The sequence below is a fragment of the Microbacterium sp. NIBRBAC000506063 genome, from assembly GCF_017968845.1.
Lineage (GTDB): Bacteria > Actinomycetota > Actinomycetes > Actinomycetales > Microbacteriaceae > Microbacterium.
In genome coordinates this window covers 853,191-870,504 of sequence record NZ_CP072876.1, presented here as the reverse complement: position 1 = coordinate 870,504, position 17,314 = coordinate 853,191, and the positions used below count along the sequence as shown (strand labels likewise).

Sequence of the window (17,314 nt, the reverse complement as noted above, 5' to 3'; positions counted from 1 at the left end):
TTGTCGTGGCATCCGACCCCTGCGCGGGGTAGCGTCGGGATCGAGGCCGACTCGAGGAGGAGCCATGGTCCCTGAGATCAACTACTGGGCGGTGCTGGTCGCGACGGCGGGAAGCATGATCGTCGGATCGCTCTGGTACATGCCGCAGACCTTCGGGCGGCGCTGGGCGAAGCTCGCCGGCGTCGACATCGAGAATCCCGATGTGACGGGGCTGCAGGCATGGATGCCGATCCTCGTCGGCGCGCTCATGAGCTTCGTCACCGCGTGGGTGCTCGCCGGTGCGGTCTCGATCGCCTGGCACTTCTACGACGGCTCGTACTTCCTCTCCGCGATCGTGACGGCCGTCGCGCTCTGGGCCGGTCTCACGGCCGCGCGCTTCATCACGCATGACGCCTTCGAGGGGCGTCCGACGCAGCTGACGACCCTGAACATCGCGCACGAACTGGTGACGCTGCTCGTCATGGCCGCGATCATCGGCGTCTGGCCGCCGGCCGGGACGGTGTAGCCGCGGCATCCGCGTCCCGTTTCGCGGACGATGACCCGAATCGCGGACGAATCGGAGGGAATCACCCGCGATTCGGGCAGGTGTCCGCGAAACGGGCGGCCTAGGCGGCGACGCGGGTGACGGCGGCGATCGCGCTCGTGAAGAACGGCAGCCCGTCGACGCCGGAGCGCATGGCGGCGGCGGTGTCGGGGCCGAAGCCGGGCTCGGTGGCGTGCTCCGGATGCGGCATGAGGCCGACGACGTTCCCGGCCTCGTTCGTGAGCCCGGCGATGTCGCGCAGCGACCCGTTCGGGTTCACCCCGAGGTAGCGGAACGCGACCAAGCCCTCGCCCTCGATGCGGTCGAGGGTCTCGTCGCTCGCGATGTAGCCGCCCTCGGCGTTCTTGAGCGGGATCACGATCTCCTGGTGCCGGGAGAACTCGTTCGTCCAGGCGGTGTCGTTGTTCTCGACGCGCAGGCGCTGGTCGCGACGGACGAAGTGCTGGTGGTCGTTGCGGATGAGGCCGCCGGGCAGCAGGTGCGCCTCGACGAGCATCTGGAAGCCGTTGCAGATGCCGAGGATCGGCATGCCCTTCGCCGCGGCGTCCTTCACCTCGGCCATGATCGGCGAGTGGGCCGCGATCGCCCCCGAGCGCAGGTAGTCGCCGTAGCTGAAGCCGCCCGGGAGGACCAGGGCGTCGACGCCGTCGAGGTCGTGCGAGCCGTGCCAGAGGGCGACGGGCTCGGCCCCGGCGAGGCGGATCGCGCGCTGCGCGTCGCGGTCGTCGAGCGAGCCGGGGAAGGTGATGACCCCGATGCGCACCGTCATTCGACGACCTCGATGCCGACGACGTCCTCGATGACCGAGTTGGACAGGATGTCGTCGGCGATCTCGCGCGCCTGCGCGAGCAGCGCGTCGGTGACCTCGCCCTCGACGGTCAGCTCGAAGCGCTTGCCGATGCGGACCTCGCCGAAGGAGTCGATGCCGAGGCGGGTGAGCGCGCCCGTGACGGCCTTGCCCTGCGGGTCGAGGAGTTCGGACTTGGGCATGACGTCGACGACGATGGTGGGCATGTTCGGCTCCGAGACGGGGGTGGGGTGCCCCCTCATCCTACCGCCCGTCACGCGAGCCTTCCCGACGGGCGACGCGGCGCGGTGACGCTCAGGCGCTGAAGACGGTGTGCAGGTCGCCGACGACCTCTCGTCCGCCGAGACCCGAGATCTCGAAGAGCACCGCGATGCCGGCGACCGTGCCGCCGAGCTGCTCGATGAGCTCGCGCCCGGCGGCGAGCGTGCCGCCCGTGGCGAGCACGTCGTCGATGAGGAGCACCCGGGCGCCTGCGGGCAGGTCGTCGTGCATCTCGACGGTGGCGGTGCCGTACTCCAGGGCGTAGTCGACGGATGCCGCGGGCCGGGGCAGCTTGCCCGCCTTGCGGATCGGCACGAGCCCGACGCCCGCGGCGATCGCCGCCGCGCCGGCGAGGAGGAACCCGCGCGCCTCGATCCCGGCGACGACGTCGAACCCTCCGACGAAGGGCGCGATGAGGGCGTCGGTGGTCGTGCGCAGGGCTGCGGCATCCGCCAGCAGGGGCGTGATGTCGCGGAAGAGGATGCCGGGCGCGGGGTGGTCCGGGATGGCGCGGATGAGCGATTCGGCGCGGGAGAGGTCTGCGGAGGTCACCGCAACAGCGTAGGCGACACAACTCGGACTTGACGTCGTGGGAGCGCTCCCATAAAGTTTCCCACACAGTGTGGGAGCGCTCCCACGCAGCAGCACTCAGATCCGCAACACACACACGCACAAAGGAGTGAACCGTGAAATCACGCGCCCTGCGCCGGATGCTGACAGTGACCGCTGTCGCATCCGTGTCCGCCCTCACCCTCGCCGCCTGCAGCGGCGGCAACGGTGGCGAGGGAACCGGTCCCGCCGATCCGGACGAGCCGATCACCCTCACCATCGCGACGTTCAACGACTTCGGGTACACCGACGAACTGCTGGCCGAGTACACCGCCCAGAACCCGAACGTCACGATCACCCACAACCGCGCCGCCGAGTCCGGCGACGCCCGTGCCAACTTCTTCCAGAAGCTCGGCAGCGGCGGTCTCGCCGACATCGAGGCCGTGGAGATCGACTGGTTCGCCGAGATGATGCAGTACTCCGACCTGCTCGCCCGGTCCAGGACGACCTCAAGGGCCGCTGGCTCGACTGGAAGGAAGCTGCGGCGACGGATGCCGACGGCAACCTCGTCGCCTACGGCACCGACATCGGCCCCAGGGCATCTGCTACCGCGCCGACCTGTTCGAGGAGGCGGGCCTGCCCTCCGACCGCGACGAGGTCGCCGGTCTCTTCCCGACGTGGGACGCCTTCTTCCAGGTGGGCGCCGACTACGTCGCCGAGACCGGGAACCCCTTCATCGACTCGGCGAACTCCGTGCTCCAGGGCATCGTCAACCAGCTCGAGTACAGCTACGAGCAGCCTGACGGCTCGATCATCGCCACGACCAACCCCGAGGTGCGCGCCGCCTACGACGCGGTCGTCGACAGGGCCATCCCGATCGCGGCCTTCTCCGGCCAGTGGTCCGAGGACTGGTTCGCCTCGATGGCCAACGGCGAGTACGCCGCGATGCTCTGCCCGCCGTGGATGCACGGCATCATCTCGGGCACCGCACCCGACATCGACGGCTGGGACGTCGCCAACGCCTTCCCGGGCGGCGGCGGCAACTGGGGCGGCTCGTACCTGACGATCCCCGCCAACGGCAGCAACGTCGAGGCCGCGAAGGACCTGGCCGCCTGGCTGACCTCGCCCGAGGTGCAGCTGAAGGCGTTCGTCAACGTCGGCACCTTCCCCAGCCAGATCGAGGCACAGGGAAGCAGTGACCTGAGCGACTTCACCAACGAGTACTTCAACGACGCGCCGACCGGGCAGATCGGCATCGACCGCGCCAACGCGATCACCGTGGCGCCGTACAAGGGCCCGCAGTACTTCCAGTACCACGACGCCCTGCAGGATGCGGTCAACCGCGTCTTCGACGGCCAGGAGGACAAGGAGTCCTCCTGGAACAGCTGGATCGCCCAGGTCGAGGCCTTCTGACACGACCGCTGACGGGCGGGCGGCGTCTGACCCGCCGCCCGCCCCTCATGCCGACTCATGCCGATCGGAGGGTCCTCGTGACCGACATCGACACCCGCGCCCCTTCCCGGGCGCCGAGCGGGACGCCCGCGCGCCCGACCCGGGTGATCTCCTTCTCCCACCGCCTGAGCAGGTGGGACCTCAAGTTCTCGCCCTACCTGTACATCTCGCCGTTCTTCATCATGTTCGCGATCGTGGGGCTGTTCCCCATCGCGTACACCGCCGTGATCTCCTTCATGGACTGGGACCTCGTCCGCGGCACGGGCACGTTCATCGGCTTCGACCAGTACCTCTGGGTGCTCTCCCAGCCGGCGTTCTGGGTGGCGCTGCGGAACACCTTCAGCATCTTCCTGCTGTCCGCCGTGCCCCAGATGATCGCCGCGATCTTCATCGCCGCGATGCTCGACCGCAATCTTCGCGCCAAGACCTTCTGGCGCATGGGCGTGCTGCTGCCGTATGTGGTGGCACCCGTGGCGGTGGCGCTGATCTTCAGCAACATCTTCGCCGACCGCTTCGGCCTCATCAACACGATCCTCGGCAACTGGGGGATGCCGGCGATCCCCTGGCACGTCGAGCCCTTCTGGAGCCACGTCGCCATCGCCACGATGGTGAACTTCCGCTGGACCGGCTACAACACCCTGATCCTCCTTGCGGCGATGCAAGCGGTCAACCGCGACTACTACGAGGCGGCCACCGTCGACGGCGCCGGCGCCTTCCGCCAGTTCACGAGCATCACCCTGCCCTCGCTCAAGCCGACCCTCATCTTCGTCATCATCACGGCAACCATCGGCGGCCTGCAGATCTTCGACGAGCCGCGCATGTTCGACAACACCGGACGCGGCGGCTCGGCGCAGCAGTGGCTCACGATCACGCTGTACCTCTACAACATCGGCTGGGGGCAGTGGAACTTCGGCCGCGCGGCGGCCCTGGCCTGGATCCTGTTCCTCATCATCCTGCTGATCGGGCTCATCAACCTCGCCGTCACCCGCGGTCTCGTGCGCGGTGAGGGCACGAGGAACGAGAGACCGAGACGGATGCGACGAAAGGGAGGTGCGCGATGAGCTCCACGACCACAGAGGCGGTCACCGTACCCGGCGGGCGCGGGCGCACGCAGTTCGCCGTGCGTCGCATCCGCGGCTACCGCCCGAGCTTCTGGGTGTACGCGGGTCTCGGCGTCGTGCTGCTGGCATCCGCCTTCCCCTTCTACTGGGCCTTCCTCGTGGGCTCCGGCGATGCGTCGACGCTGCGCAACCCGGAGATCAACTGGATCCCGGGCGGCAACTTCATCGACAACGCGTTGAAGGTCGTGAACGACCCGGCGGTGAACTTCTGGACGGCGCTGTGGAACTCGATCTACAGCTCGTTCCTCATCGCCGCCGCGGTGGTGCTGACCTCGACGCTGGCCGGGTGGGCCTTCTCGAAGCTGCGCTTCGCCGGCGGCAACGGCCTGCTCGTCTTCGTCGTGGCGACGATGGCGGTGCCCGCGCAGCTGGGCGTCGTGCCGCTCTACATCCTGTTCGCCGAGTTCGGGTGGACGGGCACGATCGGCGCGATCATCATCCCCGCACTGACGAGCGCCTTCGGCGTGTTCTGGATGACGCAGTATCTGCGTCAGGCCGTGCCGAACGAGCTGATCGAGGCGGCGCGTGTCGACGGCGCCTCGATGATCCGCACATTCTGGACGGTCGGAATGCCCGCGGCGCGTCCGGCCGCGGCGATGCTGTTCCTGTTCACCTTCGTGGGCGCCTGGAACAACTTCTTCTGGCCGTTCATCGTGCTCGACCGGGAGAGCCCGACCCTGCCGGTCGCGCTGTCGCTGCTGCAGGCGAACTACTTCGTGGACTGGTCCATCGTCCTCGCCGGTGTCCTGCTGGCCACCGTTCCCCTGCTGCTGCTGTTCATCTTCGCCGGCAAGCAGCTCGTCAGCGGCATCATGGCCGGCGCCGTGAAAGGCTGATCCTTGACCCTCATCGACAGACAGGAGACCGTCGCCATGACGCAGAGCTCTTCGCGCTCCTTCCCGCAGGACTTCCTCTTCGGCGGGGCGACCGCGGCCTTCCAGATCGAGGGCGCCGCGTTCGAGGACGGGCGCACCGCCTCGATCTGGGACACCTTCTCGCGCGTGCCGGGTGCGGTGGTGAACGCCGACAACGGCGACGTCGCCTGCGACCACTACCATCGCTACGGCGACGATGTCGCGCTCATGAAGCGGATGGGCCTGCAGACCTACCGCTTCTCGACCTCGTGGTCGCGGGTCAGGCCGGATGCCGGCGCCGTCAACCCCGCGGGCGTGGACTTCTACCAGCGCCTGGTCGATGCGCTGCTCGAGGCCGACATCGTGCCGTGGCTGACCCTGTACCACTGGGACATGCCCCAGGCGCAGGAGGAGAGGGGCGGCTGGACGGTGCGCGAGACCGCCGACCGCTTCCTCGAGTACGCGCTCACGATGCACGACGCCCTCGGCGACCGGGTGCACCACTGGACGACGCTCAACGAGCCCTGGTGCTCGTCGTTCCTGTCGTACACGGCGGGCGTCCATGCGCCGGGCCGGTACAGCTTCGGCGACGGTCTGCTCGCCGCCCACCACCTGCTGCTCGCGCACGGGCAGACGGTGCGAGCGCTGCGCGAGCGCGACGACAGCCTGTCGCTGGGCGTCACGCTGAACCTCACCGTCGCCGACCCGGCCGATACATCGGATGCCGCCGACCGCGATGCCGCGCGTCGGATCGACGGGCAGTTCAACCGCTGGTTCCTCGACCCCGTCTTCCGCGGGGAGTACCCGGCCGATATCGTCGAGGACTTCCGCGCCGTCGACGCGGAGGCGGTCGCCCGCTGGGAGGAGGCCGTCACGGCATCCGACCTCGAGACCATCGCCGTGCCCCTGGACGCCTTCGGCGTGAACTACTACCACGGCGAGCTCGTCAGCGGGCACGCACCGGCGGTGCCCCGCGACAGCGGCCAGGCGCCCACCGACCGGAAGACCGCCTCGCCCTTCCCCGCGGATGCCGGCGTCCACTGGATCGACCGCGGACTCCCGGAGACCTCGATGGGCTGGGAGGTGCAGCCCGAGGGGCTCACGCGCCTTCTCCTGCGCCTGTCGGAGGAGTACGTGGGGGATGTGCGCATGTACGTCACGGAGAACGGCGCGGCCTACGACGATGCCGTCGAGGACGGCCGGGTGCACGACCAGGAGCGTGTCGACTACCTGCGGGCGCACCTGTCCGCGACCCTCGACGCGATCGAGCAGGGGGCGGATGTCGGCGGCTACTTCTACTGGTCGCTCATGGACAACTTCGAGTGGGCCTGGGGCTACGAGAAACGGTTCGGCATCGTCTACGTCGACTACGACACGCAGGAGCGGATCGTGAAGGACTCCGGGCGCGAGTACGCTCGCATCATCGGGGAACGCGCGATCTGACGCGTCCGTTCCGGCAGTTCGCGCGAGGGAGGGTGAGATGTCACGCGCAACGATCGAGGAGGTCGCCGTCGCCGCCGGCGTCTCGCGCTCGACGGTGTCCCGCGTCGTCAACGGATCCGATCGGGTGAGCCCGGAGGCGCTCGAGGCGGTGCGGGCGGCGATCACCCGCCTGAACTACGTGCCCAATCGCGCGGCCCGCTCCTTGGCGAGCAGGCAGACCCATGCCATCGCCCTCGTCGTCCCCGAGGACACGACCCGCTTCTTCGGCGACCCCTTCTTCGCGGCGATCGTGTCGGGGATCTCGGCGCGGCTGGGCCGGTCCGACTACATCCTCAACCTCCTCATCGCCAGCGACGACCCCGGCGACAAGATGACGAGCTTCGTGCGCAACGGCGGCGTCGACGGCGCGATCATCGTCTCGCACCACACCGGCGACCTCTACGTCGAACGGATCGCCTCGGCCGTGCCGGTCGTCTTCGGCGGTCGGCCCATGACGGTGCGCCCCACCGACTACTTCGTCGACACGGACAATGTGCTCGGCGGACGCCACGCCACCGAACACCTCCTCGGCATCGGCCGGCGCCGCATCGCGACCGTGTCGGGCCCGCGCACGATGCCCGCCGCAGTCGATCGCATCGACGGGTTCCGGCAGGCGCTCGCCGAGGCGGGACTGGAGCCCGCCGGAGAGTACGACGGCGGGTTCAGCGAGGCGGGCGGCGCGGAGGCGGCCCGTCGGATGCTGACATCCGGTGCGGGGCTGCCCGACGCGATCTTCGTCGCGAGCGACCTCATGGCGCGCGGCGTGATGAGCGTGCTGCGGGGTGCCGGCGTCCGCATCCCGGAGGACATCGCGATCGTCGGCTTCGACGACTCCCACGTCGCCACGAGCGTCGACCCGGCGCTCACCACGGTCCGCCAGCCCATGTTCGCGCAGGGGCAGGCGATGGCGGGGGTGCTCCTGGAGCTCCTCGCCGGCGGGGAGCCCGCGCACCGGACGATCCTGCCGACGGATCTCGTCGTCCGCGAATCGGCGTGATCCTCGGACGGCGTCGGATGCCGGAGACTACGCCACCGCCGCGAGCAGCGTGTTGTTCCACGGGTCGGCGAAGGTCAGCGTCTTCCCGTCGTCGGCCACCTGCATCTTGAAGTGCGCGAGGCGCTCGCCCAGCTCACCGAGCGCATCGGCGTCGGGGAGGGCGAGGTCGACCCGGCCGAGGCCGAGCGCCGGCATCCGGGGTCCGGCCCCGCGGGAGGTCCAGGTGTTCATCGCCATGTGGTGGTGGTAGCCGCCGGCGCTGACGAACAGTGCGCTGTCGCCGAGCGAGGCGGTGGCGTCGAAGCCCAGCCTGCCGACGTAGAAGTCGCGGGCGGAGGCCACGTCGCCGACCGAGAGGTGCACGTGGCCGATCGTCGCGGCATCCGCCTCCGTCGAGCCCGAGGCCGCCTGCTCGGTCAGGTGCTCGTGCAGGAACCGGTTCGGGTCGAGGTAGAGCGTCGCCATCTCGATCTGGCCGTGCGTCCACGACCATTCGGTGCGGTCACGGTCCCAGTACAGCTCGATGCCGTTGCCCTCGGGGTCATCGAGATAGAACGCCTGGCTGACGAGGTGGTCGGAGCTGCCGGTGAACAGCTGCGGTGCGCGTTGGGCGACGGAGTAGACGACCGCGGCCAGCGCTTCCCGCGACTCGAAGAGGATCGCGGTGTGGAAGAGCCCGGCGGAGCCCGCGGCGGCGTGCCGGAGTGCGGGATCGTGGTGGAGGATCACGAGCTCGGTGCCGCCGCGCCCGAGGGCGACCACGTCACCCTCCGCGCGCAGCACCTGGAGGGTGATGACATCGCGGTAGAAACGCGTCATCGCGTCGAGGTCGCCGACGAACAGCGTGACCGCGCCCATTTTAGTAGCCGAGGCAAGTTTTGTGTCCATGCCTGATGCAACCACGATGCCGCCCCGGATGTTCCCGCGGCATCCGTCGACGCGGATGCCGCGGGCTCAGCGTGCCGGCTCCTCCTGCATGTCGCCGCCGAGCTGGCCGATCGGCACGATGGGGCCGCCGTCGTCAGCACCGGTCTTGCGCCAGCGGGCGATCGCGTTGCCCAGGTGGTAGATGAGCAGCGCGGCCACGGTGCCGAGGACGATGCCGCCCAGTTCGACGCCGGGGCGGTGAACATGAAGCCTGCGATCGCGATGACCAGTCCGACGGCTGCCGTGTACTGGTTGACCGGGCGGGAGAAGTCGACCTGGTTGTCGACCCAGATCTTGATGCCGATGATCCCGATCAGGCCGTAGAGCGCGGTGGTCACGCCGCCGATGACGCCTGCGGGGATCGAGTTGAACACGGCGCCGACGACCGGCGAGAAGGCGAGCAGGATCGCCACGACGCCGGCGACCCAGTACACCGCGGTGGAGTAGACGCGCGTGGCGGCCATGACGCCGATGTTCTCGCCGTAGGTGGTGGTGCCCGAACCTCCGCCGACACCGGCGAAGGTCGTGGCGACGCCGTCGGCGAACAGAGCGCGACCGGTGTGCTCGTTGATCTTCGGATCGCCCACCATCGTGGCGACGCCGCGCACGTGGCCGACGTTCTCGGCGATGAGGACCAGGACCACCGGGAGGAACATCGCGATGACCGACCAGGTGCCGGGCGAGGCGAAGTCGGGGAGGTGGAAGGGCGGCAGTCCGAACCACTTTCCGGTGACGGCGTCGAGGAAGCCGTCGGCTTCGGCGAGGGCCTTGACCTCCGTGTAGTCGACCTCGCCGCGGATCACGGCCACGATGTATCCGACGATCACGCCGAGGAAGATCGAGATGCGTCCGAGGAATCCGCGGAACAGTACGCTGAACAGCACGACGGCCGTCAGGGTCACGGTCGCCGTCACCGGACCTTCCTGGTAGTTCAGCCAGGCGACTGGTGCGAGATTGAAGCCGATGAGCGCGACGATGGTTCCCGCGACGACGGGCGGCATGAGCCTGTTGATCCAGCCGAGTCCGGCGAACTGCACCACCAGGCCGACGATGGCCAGCAGCACGCCGACCGCGACGATCCCGGCGAGGGCCGAACCCATGCCGGCGGTAGCGGTCGCGGCGGTGACCGGTGCGATGAACGCGAAGGACGAACCCAGATAGCTGGGGAGGCGGTTCTTCGTGATGAGGAGGAACAGCAGCGTGCCGACACCGGAGAACAGCAGCGTCGTCGCGACGGGGAAGCCGGTGATGATCGGCACGAGGAACGTCGCGCCGAACATGGCGATCACGTGCTGCAGGCCGATGGCGAATGAGACCGGCCAGTTCAAGCGTTCTTCGGGGCGGACGACGGCGCCGGGCTCGACGGTGCGGCCGTTGCCATGGATCTTCCACAGCGGCATGGGGATCTCCTCGGGGATCGGGGGCTGAGTGCTGAGCACACACTATCGGCGGCCGGCGCTGTCATTCGCGCGGGCACGCGGGACACCGATGTGCGCGCGTTCGCGGCGCGACCAGGCTCAGCCGGTCAGTCGCTCGATGAGCTCGCGGTAGCGGGCGGCGGTCCGCTCGACGACCTCGGTGGGCAGCGCGGGCGGCTCGCCCTGCCTGTCCCAGTTCGCCGCCAACCAGTCGCGCACGATCTGCTTGTCGAAGCTCGCCATGCGAGCCGCGGGCGACTCGCCCGTCTCCCACGCCTCTGCATCCCAGTACCGCGAAGAGTCGCTTGTGAGCACCTCGTCGGCCAGTCGGAGGGTGCCTGCGGCATCCGTCCCGAACTCGAACTTCGTGTCGGCGAGGATGAGGCCGCGCTCTTCCGCGATCGCCGCGGCACGGCGGTAGATCTCCAACGACACGTCGCGCAGCTGGGCGGCGCGCTCGGCCCCCACGAGCTCCTCGGCCTGCGCGAAGGTGATGTTCTCATCGTGCTCGCCCATCGGCGCCTTGTACGCCGGGGTGAAGATCGGCTCGGGCAGGCGGTCGCCGTTGTTCAGGCCCTCCGGCAGCGGGATGCCGCACACGGTGCCCTCGGCCTGATACTCGGCCCAGCCGGATCCGGTGATGTAGCCGCGCACGACGCATTCCAGGGGCAGCATGTCGAGCGCCCGCACGAGCATCGCACGGTCGGCGACGGCATCCGGGATCTCGCCGTCGACGAGGTGATTCGGGAACTCGGAGAGGCGGTCGAACCACCAGTGGCTGAGCTGGGTGAGCAGTGCGCCCTTGGCGGGTATGCCCGGGCTCAGCACGTGGTCGAAGGCGCTCACACGGTCGGAGGCGACCACCAGCATCCGTTCGTCTCCCGGTTCCTTGGACGCGTAGAGGTCGCGCACCTTGCCGGAATAGGTGTGTCGCCAGCCGGGCAGCTCCTGCGCAGCCATCACACGACCTTCGCGGCGATGTCGCTGCGGAAGTGCGCACCCTCGAGGTGGATCTTCCCCAGCGCCTCGTAGGCGCGCTCGCGCGCCGCCCCGAAGTCGGATGCCACGGCCACCACGTTCAGCACCCGGCCGCCGGTCGCGGTCAGGGATCCGCCGGGCGCATCGGGGGCGCCGGTCGCCGCATGCACCAGGGTCACGCCCTTGACGGCCGCGGCATCCGAGAGTCCTTCGATCAGGCGTCCGGTCTCGGGCGCCTCGGGGTAGCCCTCGCTCGCGAGAACGACGGTGATCGCGACATCGTCGGAGAAGACGGGTTCGGCATGATCCTCCAGGTTGCCGGAGGCCGCCGCCAGCAACAGCTCCGACAGCGGGGTCCGAAGGCGCGGCAGCACGACCTGCGTCTCGGGGTCGCCGAAACGGGCATTGAACTCGATCACGCGCACACCGGCATCCGTCAGGATCAGCCCGGCGTAGAGCAGACCGATGAAGGGCGTGCCCTCGGCGTCGAGCTGACGGATGACGGGGAGTGCGACGGTGCGGGTGACCTCTTCGACGAACGCCCGCTCGCCGCCGAACCGCTCGGTCAGCCAGGGCAGCGGCGAGTAGGCGCCCATGCCGCCGGTGTTGGGGCCCTCGTCGCCGTCGTAGGCGCGCTTGAAGTCCTGCGCGGGGCTGAGCGCGCGCACCGTGTCGCCGTCGCTGAGGAAGAAGAGCGAGACCTCGTCGCCGCTGAGGAACTCCTCGACGAGCACGGGCCCGGAGGGCAGGTACTGCTCGGCGTGGGCGAGGGCGGCGGCGCGGTCGGATGTCACGAGCACGCCCTTGCCGGCGGCCAGGCCGTCGGCCTTGACCACGTGCGGGGTGCCGAGCTCGTCGAAGGCGGCCTCGACCTCTTCGCGCGTCGTGGCGCGGACGGCGCGACCGGTGGGGACGCCCGCGGCATCCATCACGCGCTTCGCGAAGGCCTTGGAGCCTTCGAGCTGGGCGGCGGCCCTGCCCGGGCCGAAGACGGGGATGCCGCGCTCGCGGAGCGCATCGGCGACCCCCGCGACGAGCGGCGCCTCGGGGCCGATGACGACGAGGTCGATCGCCTTCTCGTTCGCGAAGGAGGCGACCGCGGCGCCGTCGAGCTGATCGAGGTCGACCAGCTGGGCGTCCTGCGCGATCCCCGCGTTGCCGGGGGCGGCGTAGATGTCGTGCGACTGCTCCTCGCCGCGGAGGGCGAGGATGATCGCGTGCTCGCGAGCACCGGAACCGAGAACGAGGATCTTCACGGTTTCAGCCTACCCACGCGGGCGCGCGGGCGCTCAGATGGGCCGCTCGATCGAGGTGTCCCAGGGCACATGCCATCCGGCGGCGCGGAAGAGCAGATCGAGCACCATCGCGGTGAATCCCCAGACGACGGTGCCGTCGACGTCGAACGCCGGACCTCGGAAGGTGTGTGCGCCGTAGCGGCGGACCGTGGTGAAGCGGTTGGCGGGGTCGAGCAGATGCGCCACGGGAACCCGGAACACCTCTACCGTCTCGGCATGGTCGACCGCGGCGACCTCGGTGGGGGTACGCCACCAGCCCAGCACGGGCGTCACCCGGAAGTTCGTCACGGCCAGCGGCAGCTCGGGGAGGGTGGCGAGCACCTCCACTCCCGAGGGATCGAGCCCGGTCTCCTCCTGCGCCTCGCGGAGGGCGGTGGCGATCAGGTCGTCGTCCTCGGCGTCGCGCCGCCCACCGGGGAACGACACCTGTCCGGCATGCGACGACAGGGTCGAGGAGCGGCGCTGCAGCAGCACGTCCAGATCGCGGGCGACCGGAGCGTGCGTGCCGGTCGCCGGGATGGAGTCGAGCACGCCGAACAGGACGAGGACGGCCGCCTCGTGCGGCTCGGCATCCTGCGGGATCTGGGGGAACGGCCCGTTCCACCCCTCGTCGCCGACGGCGGCGAGCAGTTCGGCGCGCGCGTCGCGGGACGTCGAAGTCGGGCTCATCCCTCCGAGCCTACGGCGTCCCCGTGCGGTGCGCGCCCAACTCCGGAGCCGTGGGCGCGGTGGCGCCCGCGCGGTGCGCCCAACTCCGGAGAGATCCCCGCTTGTCGGGGCGTGGAGGCGCGAAGCAGCCGGAATCGGGCCGATTCTCTGGAGTTGGGGCCCGGGGGCGCACCGGTCCGCGGGGCAGTCCTCCGGAGTCGGGCACGGTCTACGCTGGGCGCATGGCACGCAAGATCGACACCGAGACCGGGCGCACGGCGCTCGCGGCGGTGGCGGCATCCGACTCCCCGTCCCGCACCGATCTCGCGACGGCCGTGCGCTATCTGCTGCAGCTGCTCGACGAGAAGGCGCCCGGGAACAGCGTCGAGGTGCGCGTGCCGCCCTTCGGTGCGGCGCAGGTCGTGGAGGGCCTGCGGCATACGCGGGGAACCCCGCCGAACGTGGTCGAAACCGACGCCGCGACCTGGATCGCCCTCGCGACCGGGCAGGAGTCCTGGTCGGATGCCGCATCCGCCGGGCGCATCCGCGCCTCCGGCACCCGCGCCGACCTGTCGCATCTGCTGCCGCTGCGGCCCTGAGACGTCCACCCGCTCCCGCCGTATGCAGGAGCCGGTTCGCGGAGTGCAGGAGATCCGTGCGGATTTGGGGTGCTTCTGGCGTCTTTCCGGCTGCACAGGCGCTGTTGCTCCTGCAGACGGTTGGGTTGCTCCTGCAGACGGCGGCCAGCCGCCGGGAGAGCACGGTCAGCGCCGCGGCACGATCAGCGGCACGCCCGTGCCCGGGTGCGGGAAGACGTCGACCGGCTGCCCGTAGACCTCCTCGATCGCCGCGGCGGTCAGCACCTCGGCGGCCGTCCCCGACGACACGACGCGCCCCTGCGACAGCAGCGTCACCCGGTCGGCGTGGGCGAGCGCCGCGTTCAGGTCGTGCAGGACGATCGCGACGGTCGCGCCGGCATCCGCCTTCTGCCGGGCGACGCGCATGACGTCCTCGTGGTGCTTGAGGTCCAAGGCCGCGGTCGGCTCGTCGAGCAGCAGCACGTCCACCCCTGGGCGAGCACCCGGGCCAGCCCGACGCGCGCCCGCTCGCCGCCCGAGAGAGACGAGACCGAGCGGCGCGCGAGGGGCAGCACCTCGGTCGCGGCCATCGCCTCGGCGACGGCCCGGTCATCGTCATCCTCCTGCGGGGTGCGCGCCCAGGGCGCCCGGCCCATCCGCACGACCTGCTCCGCGGTGAACGAGAACGACACCGTGTTCTGCTGCAGCAGCACCGCGCGGCGGCGGGCGAGATCCCGCGGTCGGATGCCGGCCAGCGCCGCTCCGTCGAGCTCCACGCGCCCGCTCTCCGGCTCCAGGTCGCCGGCGAGCACCCCGAACAGCGTCGACTTGCCGGCGCCGTTGGGCCCGACGAGGGCGTGGATCTCTCCGGCATGCACCTCGATGGAGGCGTCCTCGAGGATCGCGCGTCCGCTCGGCACGGGACGGACCGTGACGCCGTGGGCGGTGAGCCGCGCGGTCATGCCCAGCCTCCCGCCATGCGGCGCGTGCGCACGAGCAGCCAGAGGAAGAAGGGGCCGCCGACGAGCGAGGTGATCATGCCGATCGGCATGTCGGCCATCGGCACCGCGGTGCGCGCCACGAGGTCGGCCACGGCGATGAGGAGCGCCCCGCCGAGGGCGGAGGAGATCACCAGGGGCAGGTGCGCGGGGCCGAGGATCATCCGCATGAGGTGGGGGATGACGAGCCCGACGAAGCCGATGATCCCGGCGAAGGCGACGGCGGCGCACACGAGCAGCGCGACGGTGACGATCACGACGATGCGGAGCCGTTCGACGCGCACGCCGAGGTGGCGGGCCGTGCGCTCGCCGAGGGAGAAGAGGTCGAGCTGGTGCGCGACGATGATCGCGACCGCGATGCCGATCACGACCAGCGGCACGACCAGGGCGATGCTCGGCCACAGCGCGCCGTTGAGCGAGCCGAGCTGCCAGAAGACGATCTGCTCGCGGGTCGAGGTCGTGCCGAGGAAGGTGAGGAAGGCGAGCCCCGCCCCGGCGATCGCGTTGATCGCGATGCCGGTCAGCAGGAGCGTGACGACCTCGGTGCGTCCGCCCGAGCGGCTGATGAAGTAGACGAGCAGCACGGCGATGAGGCCGCCGACGAAGGCGAAGGCCGGCGTCGTCCACATCCCGAGCGTCGCGAACCCGAAGGTGAGACTCGCCGCGGCGCCGAGTGCCGCGCCCGAGGAGACGCCGACGACGCCGGCGTCGGCGAGCGGGTTGCCGAAGATCGCCTGCATGAGCACGCCGGACACCGCCAGGGCGGCGCCGACGAGCAGACCGAGCACGAGCCGGGGGAGGCGGATGTTGAGGATGACCCCGGCATCCGTCGCCTGTTCCGGCGCCCAGGCCGTGTCGATCCCCATCGCCTGCAGGAGGATGCCGATGATCTGCGAGGGCGAGAGCGCGTACTGGCCGCTGCCGAGCGAGATGATGCAGGTGGCGATGAGGGCGACGACGAGACCGACGATGACGAGCGTGAACACCGACCAGGAGCGCCGGGCCGGGACGGGGGTGACGACCTCGGCGGTCATCCGGCGGACTCGGATGCGGTGTCGCCCGCGGCGGGCGCGTACAGGGCGCGGGCGAGGGCGCGGAGGATCTCGGGCGAGCGCGGCCCGAAGCTGAGGATGTCGGTGTCGGCCATGTCGATCACGCGCCGATTCATGCCGGCGGGCGTCTCGGCGACCGCGGGCAGACGCTCGAGAAGGCCGTCGATCCCGCCGACCGAGGCCAGGCCGTCGGTCATCATGACGAGCACATCGGGCTGTGCGGTCACGAGCGCCTCGGCGGTCATGGGCTTCATGCCCTCCCAGCCGATCTCCCCGGCCACGTCGATCCCGCCGACGGCGTCGATGAGCGAGTCGGCGCCGGAGTCGCGACCGAAGATGTAGTAGACGTTCGCGTTGCCGCGGACGTAGAGGAACAGCATCCGTGCCTTCTGGGCGTCGGATGCCGGGACGGCCTCCGCGATCTCGGCCTGCGCCTCGGCGAGGGCCGTGTCGACCTGGGCGATGAGCTCGTCGCCGCGGCTGGGCACACCGAGGGCGGCGGCGACCTCGGCGATGAGCTGCTCGGTGTTGTCGAGCCGACGCTCATCGGAGAGGACGACGACCGCGATGCCCGCATCGCGCAGCTGCTGGCGCACCTCCTTCGGGCCGATCGTGGTGTCGGTGAGCATCACGGTCGGGGCCAGCTCGAGGATGGCCTCGGGGTTGAGCGTGTGCCCGGTCTTGGTGACGACGGGCAGTTCCTCGGTGCCGGCGAAGAGCGTGGAGGAGTCGCGTCCGACGACGTTGTCGCCCAGACCCAGCGCGAAGACGGTCGCGGCGATCGTGCCGGAGATGTCGACGGGGAGGATGCGGCTCGCGTCCGTGATCTCGACCTCGCGTCCCTCGGCGTCGGTGACGGTGACCGGCAGCTGCGGAGCCGTGGTGTCGGCGATGGGCTCGATCGCATGGTCGGGGAGGCAGGCGGTGGAGCCGCCGGTGGTCGCGCGGACGTCCTCGGCGAGGGGAGATCGGTAAGGCGCACGGACGCCTGCGGGCAGGCGCCGTCGATGAGCGTCTCGGGCGACTCGGATGCCGCGACACCCGCGCAACCGGCGACGCCGAGCGTGACGGCGACAGCCAGGAGAAGGGCAGGTATTCGACGCATTAGGAAAGGCTAACCTAAAACTTGACCTCGGCCGACGGGGTGGTCTAGCCTCAAACGGTGCGGGGTTAGCTAAGCCTAACCAATTTTCCCACCACACTCACCCGAACGCATTGTCGCGCCGGAGAGCGCTCGCGTGCTCGACCGGCGCACGGAGAAGAACCGTGAACGCCACCACACAGTCCGCATCTCTCACCGACAGGAGCCGCGCACTGCTCGCGGCCCTCGTCGCCTTCGTCCTCGCCGTCAG

The 17,314-nt window shown here is 70.1% G+C and carries 18 protein-coding genes and 1 pseudogene; 7 read left to right on the top strand and 12 right to left on the bottom strand.

The annotated features are described in order from the left end of the window. Positions 1 to 64: 64 nt before the first annotated feature. Positions 65 to 505 carry a DUF1761 domain-containing protein gene (locus KAE78_RS04895; RefSeq protein ID WP_223172010.1) on the top strand — a complete coding sequence of 147 codons (441 nt, stop codon included), beginning with the start codon at positions 65 to 67 and terminating at the stop codon, positions 503 to 505. 100 nt (positions 506 to 605) lie between these two features. Here the strand turns inward: KAE78_RS04895 and purQ are convergent, their stop codons facing one another. The 3 genes from purQ to KAE78_RS04880 all read right to left on the bottom strand — a co-directional run bounded on the left by purQ (position 606) and on the right by KAE78_RS04880 (position 2,165). Further along, a complete protein-coding gene (gene purQ, locus KAE78_RS04890) occupies positions 606 to 1,313 on the bottom strand; it encodes a phosphoribosylformylglycinamidine synthase subunit PurQ (protein ID WP_223172009.1) in 708 nt (235 codons plus the stop codon). After that, on the bottom strand, positions 1,310 to 1,558 hold the full coding sequence (gene purS, locus KAE78_RS04885; protein WP_223172008.1) for a phosphoribosylformylglycinamidine synthase subunit PurS: 249 nt from the start codon (positions 1,556 to 1,558) through the stop codon (positions 1,310 to 1,312). The genes purQ and purS overlap by 4 nt, the downstream gene beginning before the upstream one ends. Before the next feature lie 88 nt (positions 1,559 to 1,646). Further along, a complete protein-coding gene (locus KAE78_RS04880) occupies positions 1,647 to 2,165 on the bottom strand; it encodes an adenine phosphoribosyltransferase (RefSeq protein ID WP_223172007.1) in 519 nt (172 codons plus the stop codon). 516 nt (positions 2,166 to 2,681) lie between these two features. On the opposite strand from KAE78_RS04880, the gene KAE78_RS04875 reads away from it, so the two are divergent. Genes KAE78_RS04875 through KAE78_RS04855 form a run of 5 tightly spaced genes read left to right on the top strand, consistent with a single transcriptional unit; the run spans position 2,682 to position 8,068 of the window. Further along, complete coding sequence (locus KAE78_RS04875) at positions 2,682 to 3,575, top strand: ABC transporter substrate-binding protein (protein WP_317451912.1); 894 nt, start codon at positions 2,682 to 2,684, stop codon at positions 3,573 to 3,575. A gap of 47 nt (positions 3,576 to 3,622) precedes the next feature. Next, positions 3,623 to 4,675: a carbohydrate ABC transporter permease gene (locus tag KAE78_RS04870; RefSeq protein ID WP_411155987.1), complete on the top strand. Its 1,053-nt coding sequence runs from the start codon at positions 3,623 to 3,625 to the stop codon at positions 4,673 to 4,675. Then, positions 4,672 to 5,571, top strand: coding sequence for a carbohydrate ABC transporter permease (locus KAE78_RS04865; protein ID WP_223172006.1), 900 nt, complete (start codon positions 4,672 to 4,674; stop codon positions 5,569 to 5,571). The genes KAE78_RS04870 and KAE78_RS04865 overlap by 4 nt, the downstream gene beginning before the upstream one ends. 36 nt (positions 5,572 to 5,607) lie before the next feature. Then, the gene (locus KAE78_RS04860) at positions 5,608 to 7,032 is read left to right on the top strand and encodes a GH1 family beta-glucosidase (protein WP_223172401.1); all 1,425 of its coding nucleotides are present in this window, start codon (positions 5,608 to 5,610) and stop codon (positions 7,030 to 7,032) included. A gap of 37 nt (positions 7,033 to 7,069) precedes the next feature. Next, positions 7,070 to 8,068, top strand: coding sequence for a LacI family DNA-binding transcriptional regulator (locus KAE78_RS04855; protein WP_223172005.1), 999 nt, complete (start codon positions 7,070 to 7,072; stop codon positions 8,066 to 8,068). Between the two features lie 27 nt (positions 8,069 to 8,095). On the opposite strand, the gene KAE78_RS04850 is transcribed toward KAE78_RS04855, so the two are convergent. The 5 genes and pseudogenes from KAE78_RS04850 to KAE78_RS04830 all read right to left on the bottom strand — a co-directional run bounded on the left by KAE78_RS04850 (position 8,096) and on the right by KAE78_RS04830 (position 13,355). Next, a complete protein-coding gene (locus KAE78_RS04850) occupies positions 8,096 to 8,956 on the bottom strand; it encodes a VOC family protein (RefSeq protein WP_223172004.1) in 861 nt (286 codons plus the stop codon). Positions 8,957 to 9,022: 66 nt separating this feature from the next. Continuing rightward, a pseudogene (locus KAE78_RS04845) lies at positions 9,023 to 10,395 on the bottom strand (uracil-xanthine permease family protein). 117 nt (positions 10,396 to 10,512) lie between these two features. Continuing rightward, complete coding sequence (locus KAE78_RS04840; RefSeq protein WP_223172003.1) at positions 10,513 to 11,373, bottom strand: phosphoribosylaminoimidazolesuccinocarboxamide synthase; 861 nt, start codon at positions 11,371 to 11,373, stop codon at positions 10,513 to 10,515. After that, positions 11,373 to 12,647, bottom strand: a complete 1,275-nt coding sequence (purD, locus tag KAE78_RS04835; protein WP_223172002.1) for a phosphoribosylamine--glycine ligase — start codon at positions 12,645 to 12,647, stop codon at positions 11,373 to 11,375. Before purD ends, KAE78_RS04840 begins: the two co-directional genes overlap by 1 nt. A gap of 33 nt (positions 12,648 to 12,680) precedes the next feature. Continuing rightward, the gene (locus KAE78_RS04830) at positions 12,681 to 13,355 is read right to left on the bottom strand and encodes an NUDIX hydrolase (protein ID WP_223172001.1); all 675 of its coding nucleotides are present in this window, start codon (positions 13,353 to 13,355) and stop codon (positions 12,681 to 12,683) included. Between the two features lie 221 nt (positions 13,356 to 13,576). Here KAE78_RS04830 and KAE78_RS04825 point away from each other — a divergent pair, with 221 nt between their 5' ends. Then, positions 13,577 to 13,933, top strand: a complete 357-nt coding sequence (locus KAE78_RS04825; RefSeq protein WP_223172000.1) for a sterol carrier family protein — start codon at positions 13,577 to 13,579, stop codon at positions 13,931 to 13,933. A 165-nt stretch (positions 13,934 to 14,098) separates the two neighbouring features. On the opposite strand, the gene KAE78_RS04820 is transcribed toward KAE78_RS04825, so the two are convergent. The 4 genes from KAE78_RS04820 to KAE78_RS04805 are packed head-to-tail and all read right to left on the bottom strand — an operon-like array spanning position 14,099 to position 17,011. Beyond that, positions 14,099 to 14,338, bottom strand: coding sequence for a hypothetical protein (locus KAE78_RS04820; RefSeq protein WP_223171999.1), 240 nt, complete (start codon positions 14,336 to 14,338; stop codon positions 14,099 to 14,101). Next, positions 14,275 to 14,874 (bottom strand): ATP-binding cassette domain-containing protein, encoded by a 600-nt coding sequence (locus tag KAE78_RS04815; protein WP_223171998.1) that lies wholly within the window; start codon positions 14,872 to 14,874, stop codon positions 14,275 to 14,277. Before KAE78_RS04815 ends, KAE78_RS04820 begins: the two co-directional genes overlap by 64 nt. Further along, on the bottom strand, positions 14,871 to 15,944 hold the full coding sequence (locus KAE78_RS04810) for a FecCD family ABC transporter permease (RefSeq protein WP_223171997.1): 1,074 nt from the start codon (positions 15,942 to 15,944) through the stop codon (positions 14,871 to 14,873). Before KAE78_RS04810 ends, KAE78_RS04815 begins: the two co-directional genes overlap by 4 nt. Continuing rightward, positions 15,941 to 17,011 carry a hemin ABC transporter substrate-binding protein gene (locus KAE78_RS04805; protein WP_223171996.1) on the bottom strand — a complete coding sequence of 357 codons (1,071 nt, stop codon included), beginning with the start codon at positions 17,009 to 17,011 and terminating at the stop codon, positions 15,941 to 15,943. Before KAE78_RS04805 ends, KAE78_RS04810 begins: the two co-directional genes overlap by 4 nt. Positions 17,012 to 17,314 lie beyond the last annotated feature (303 nt).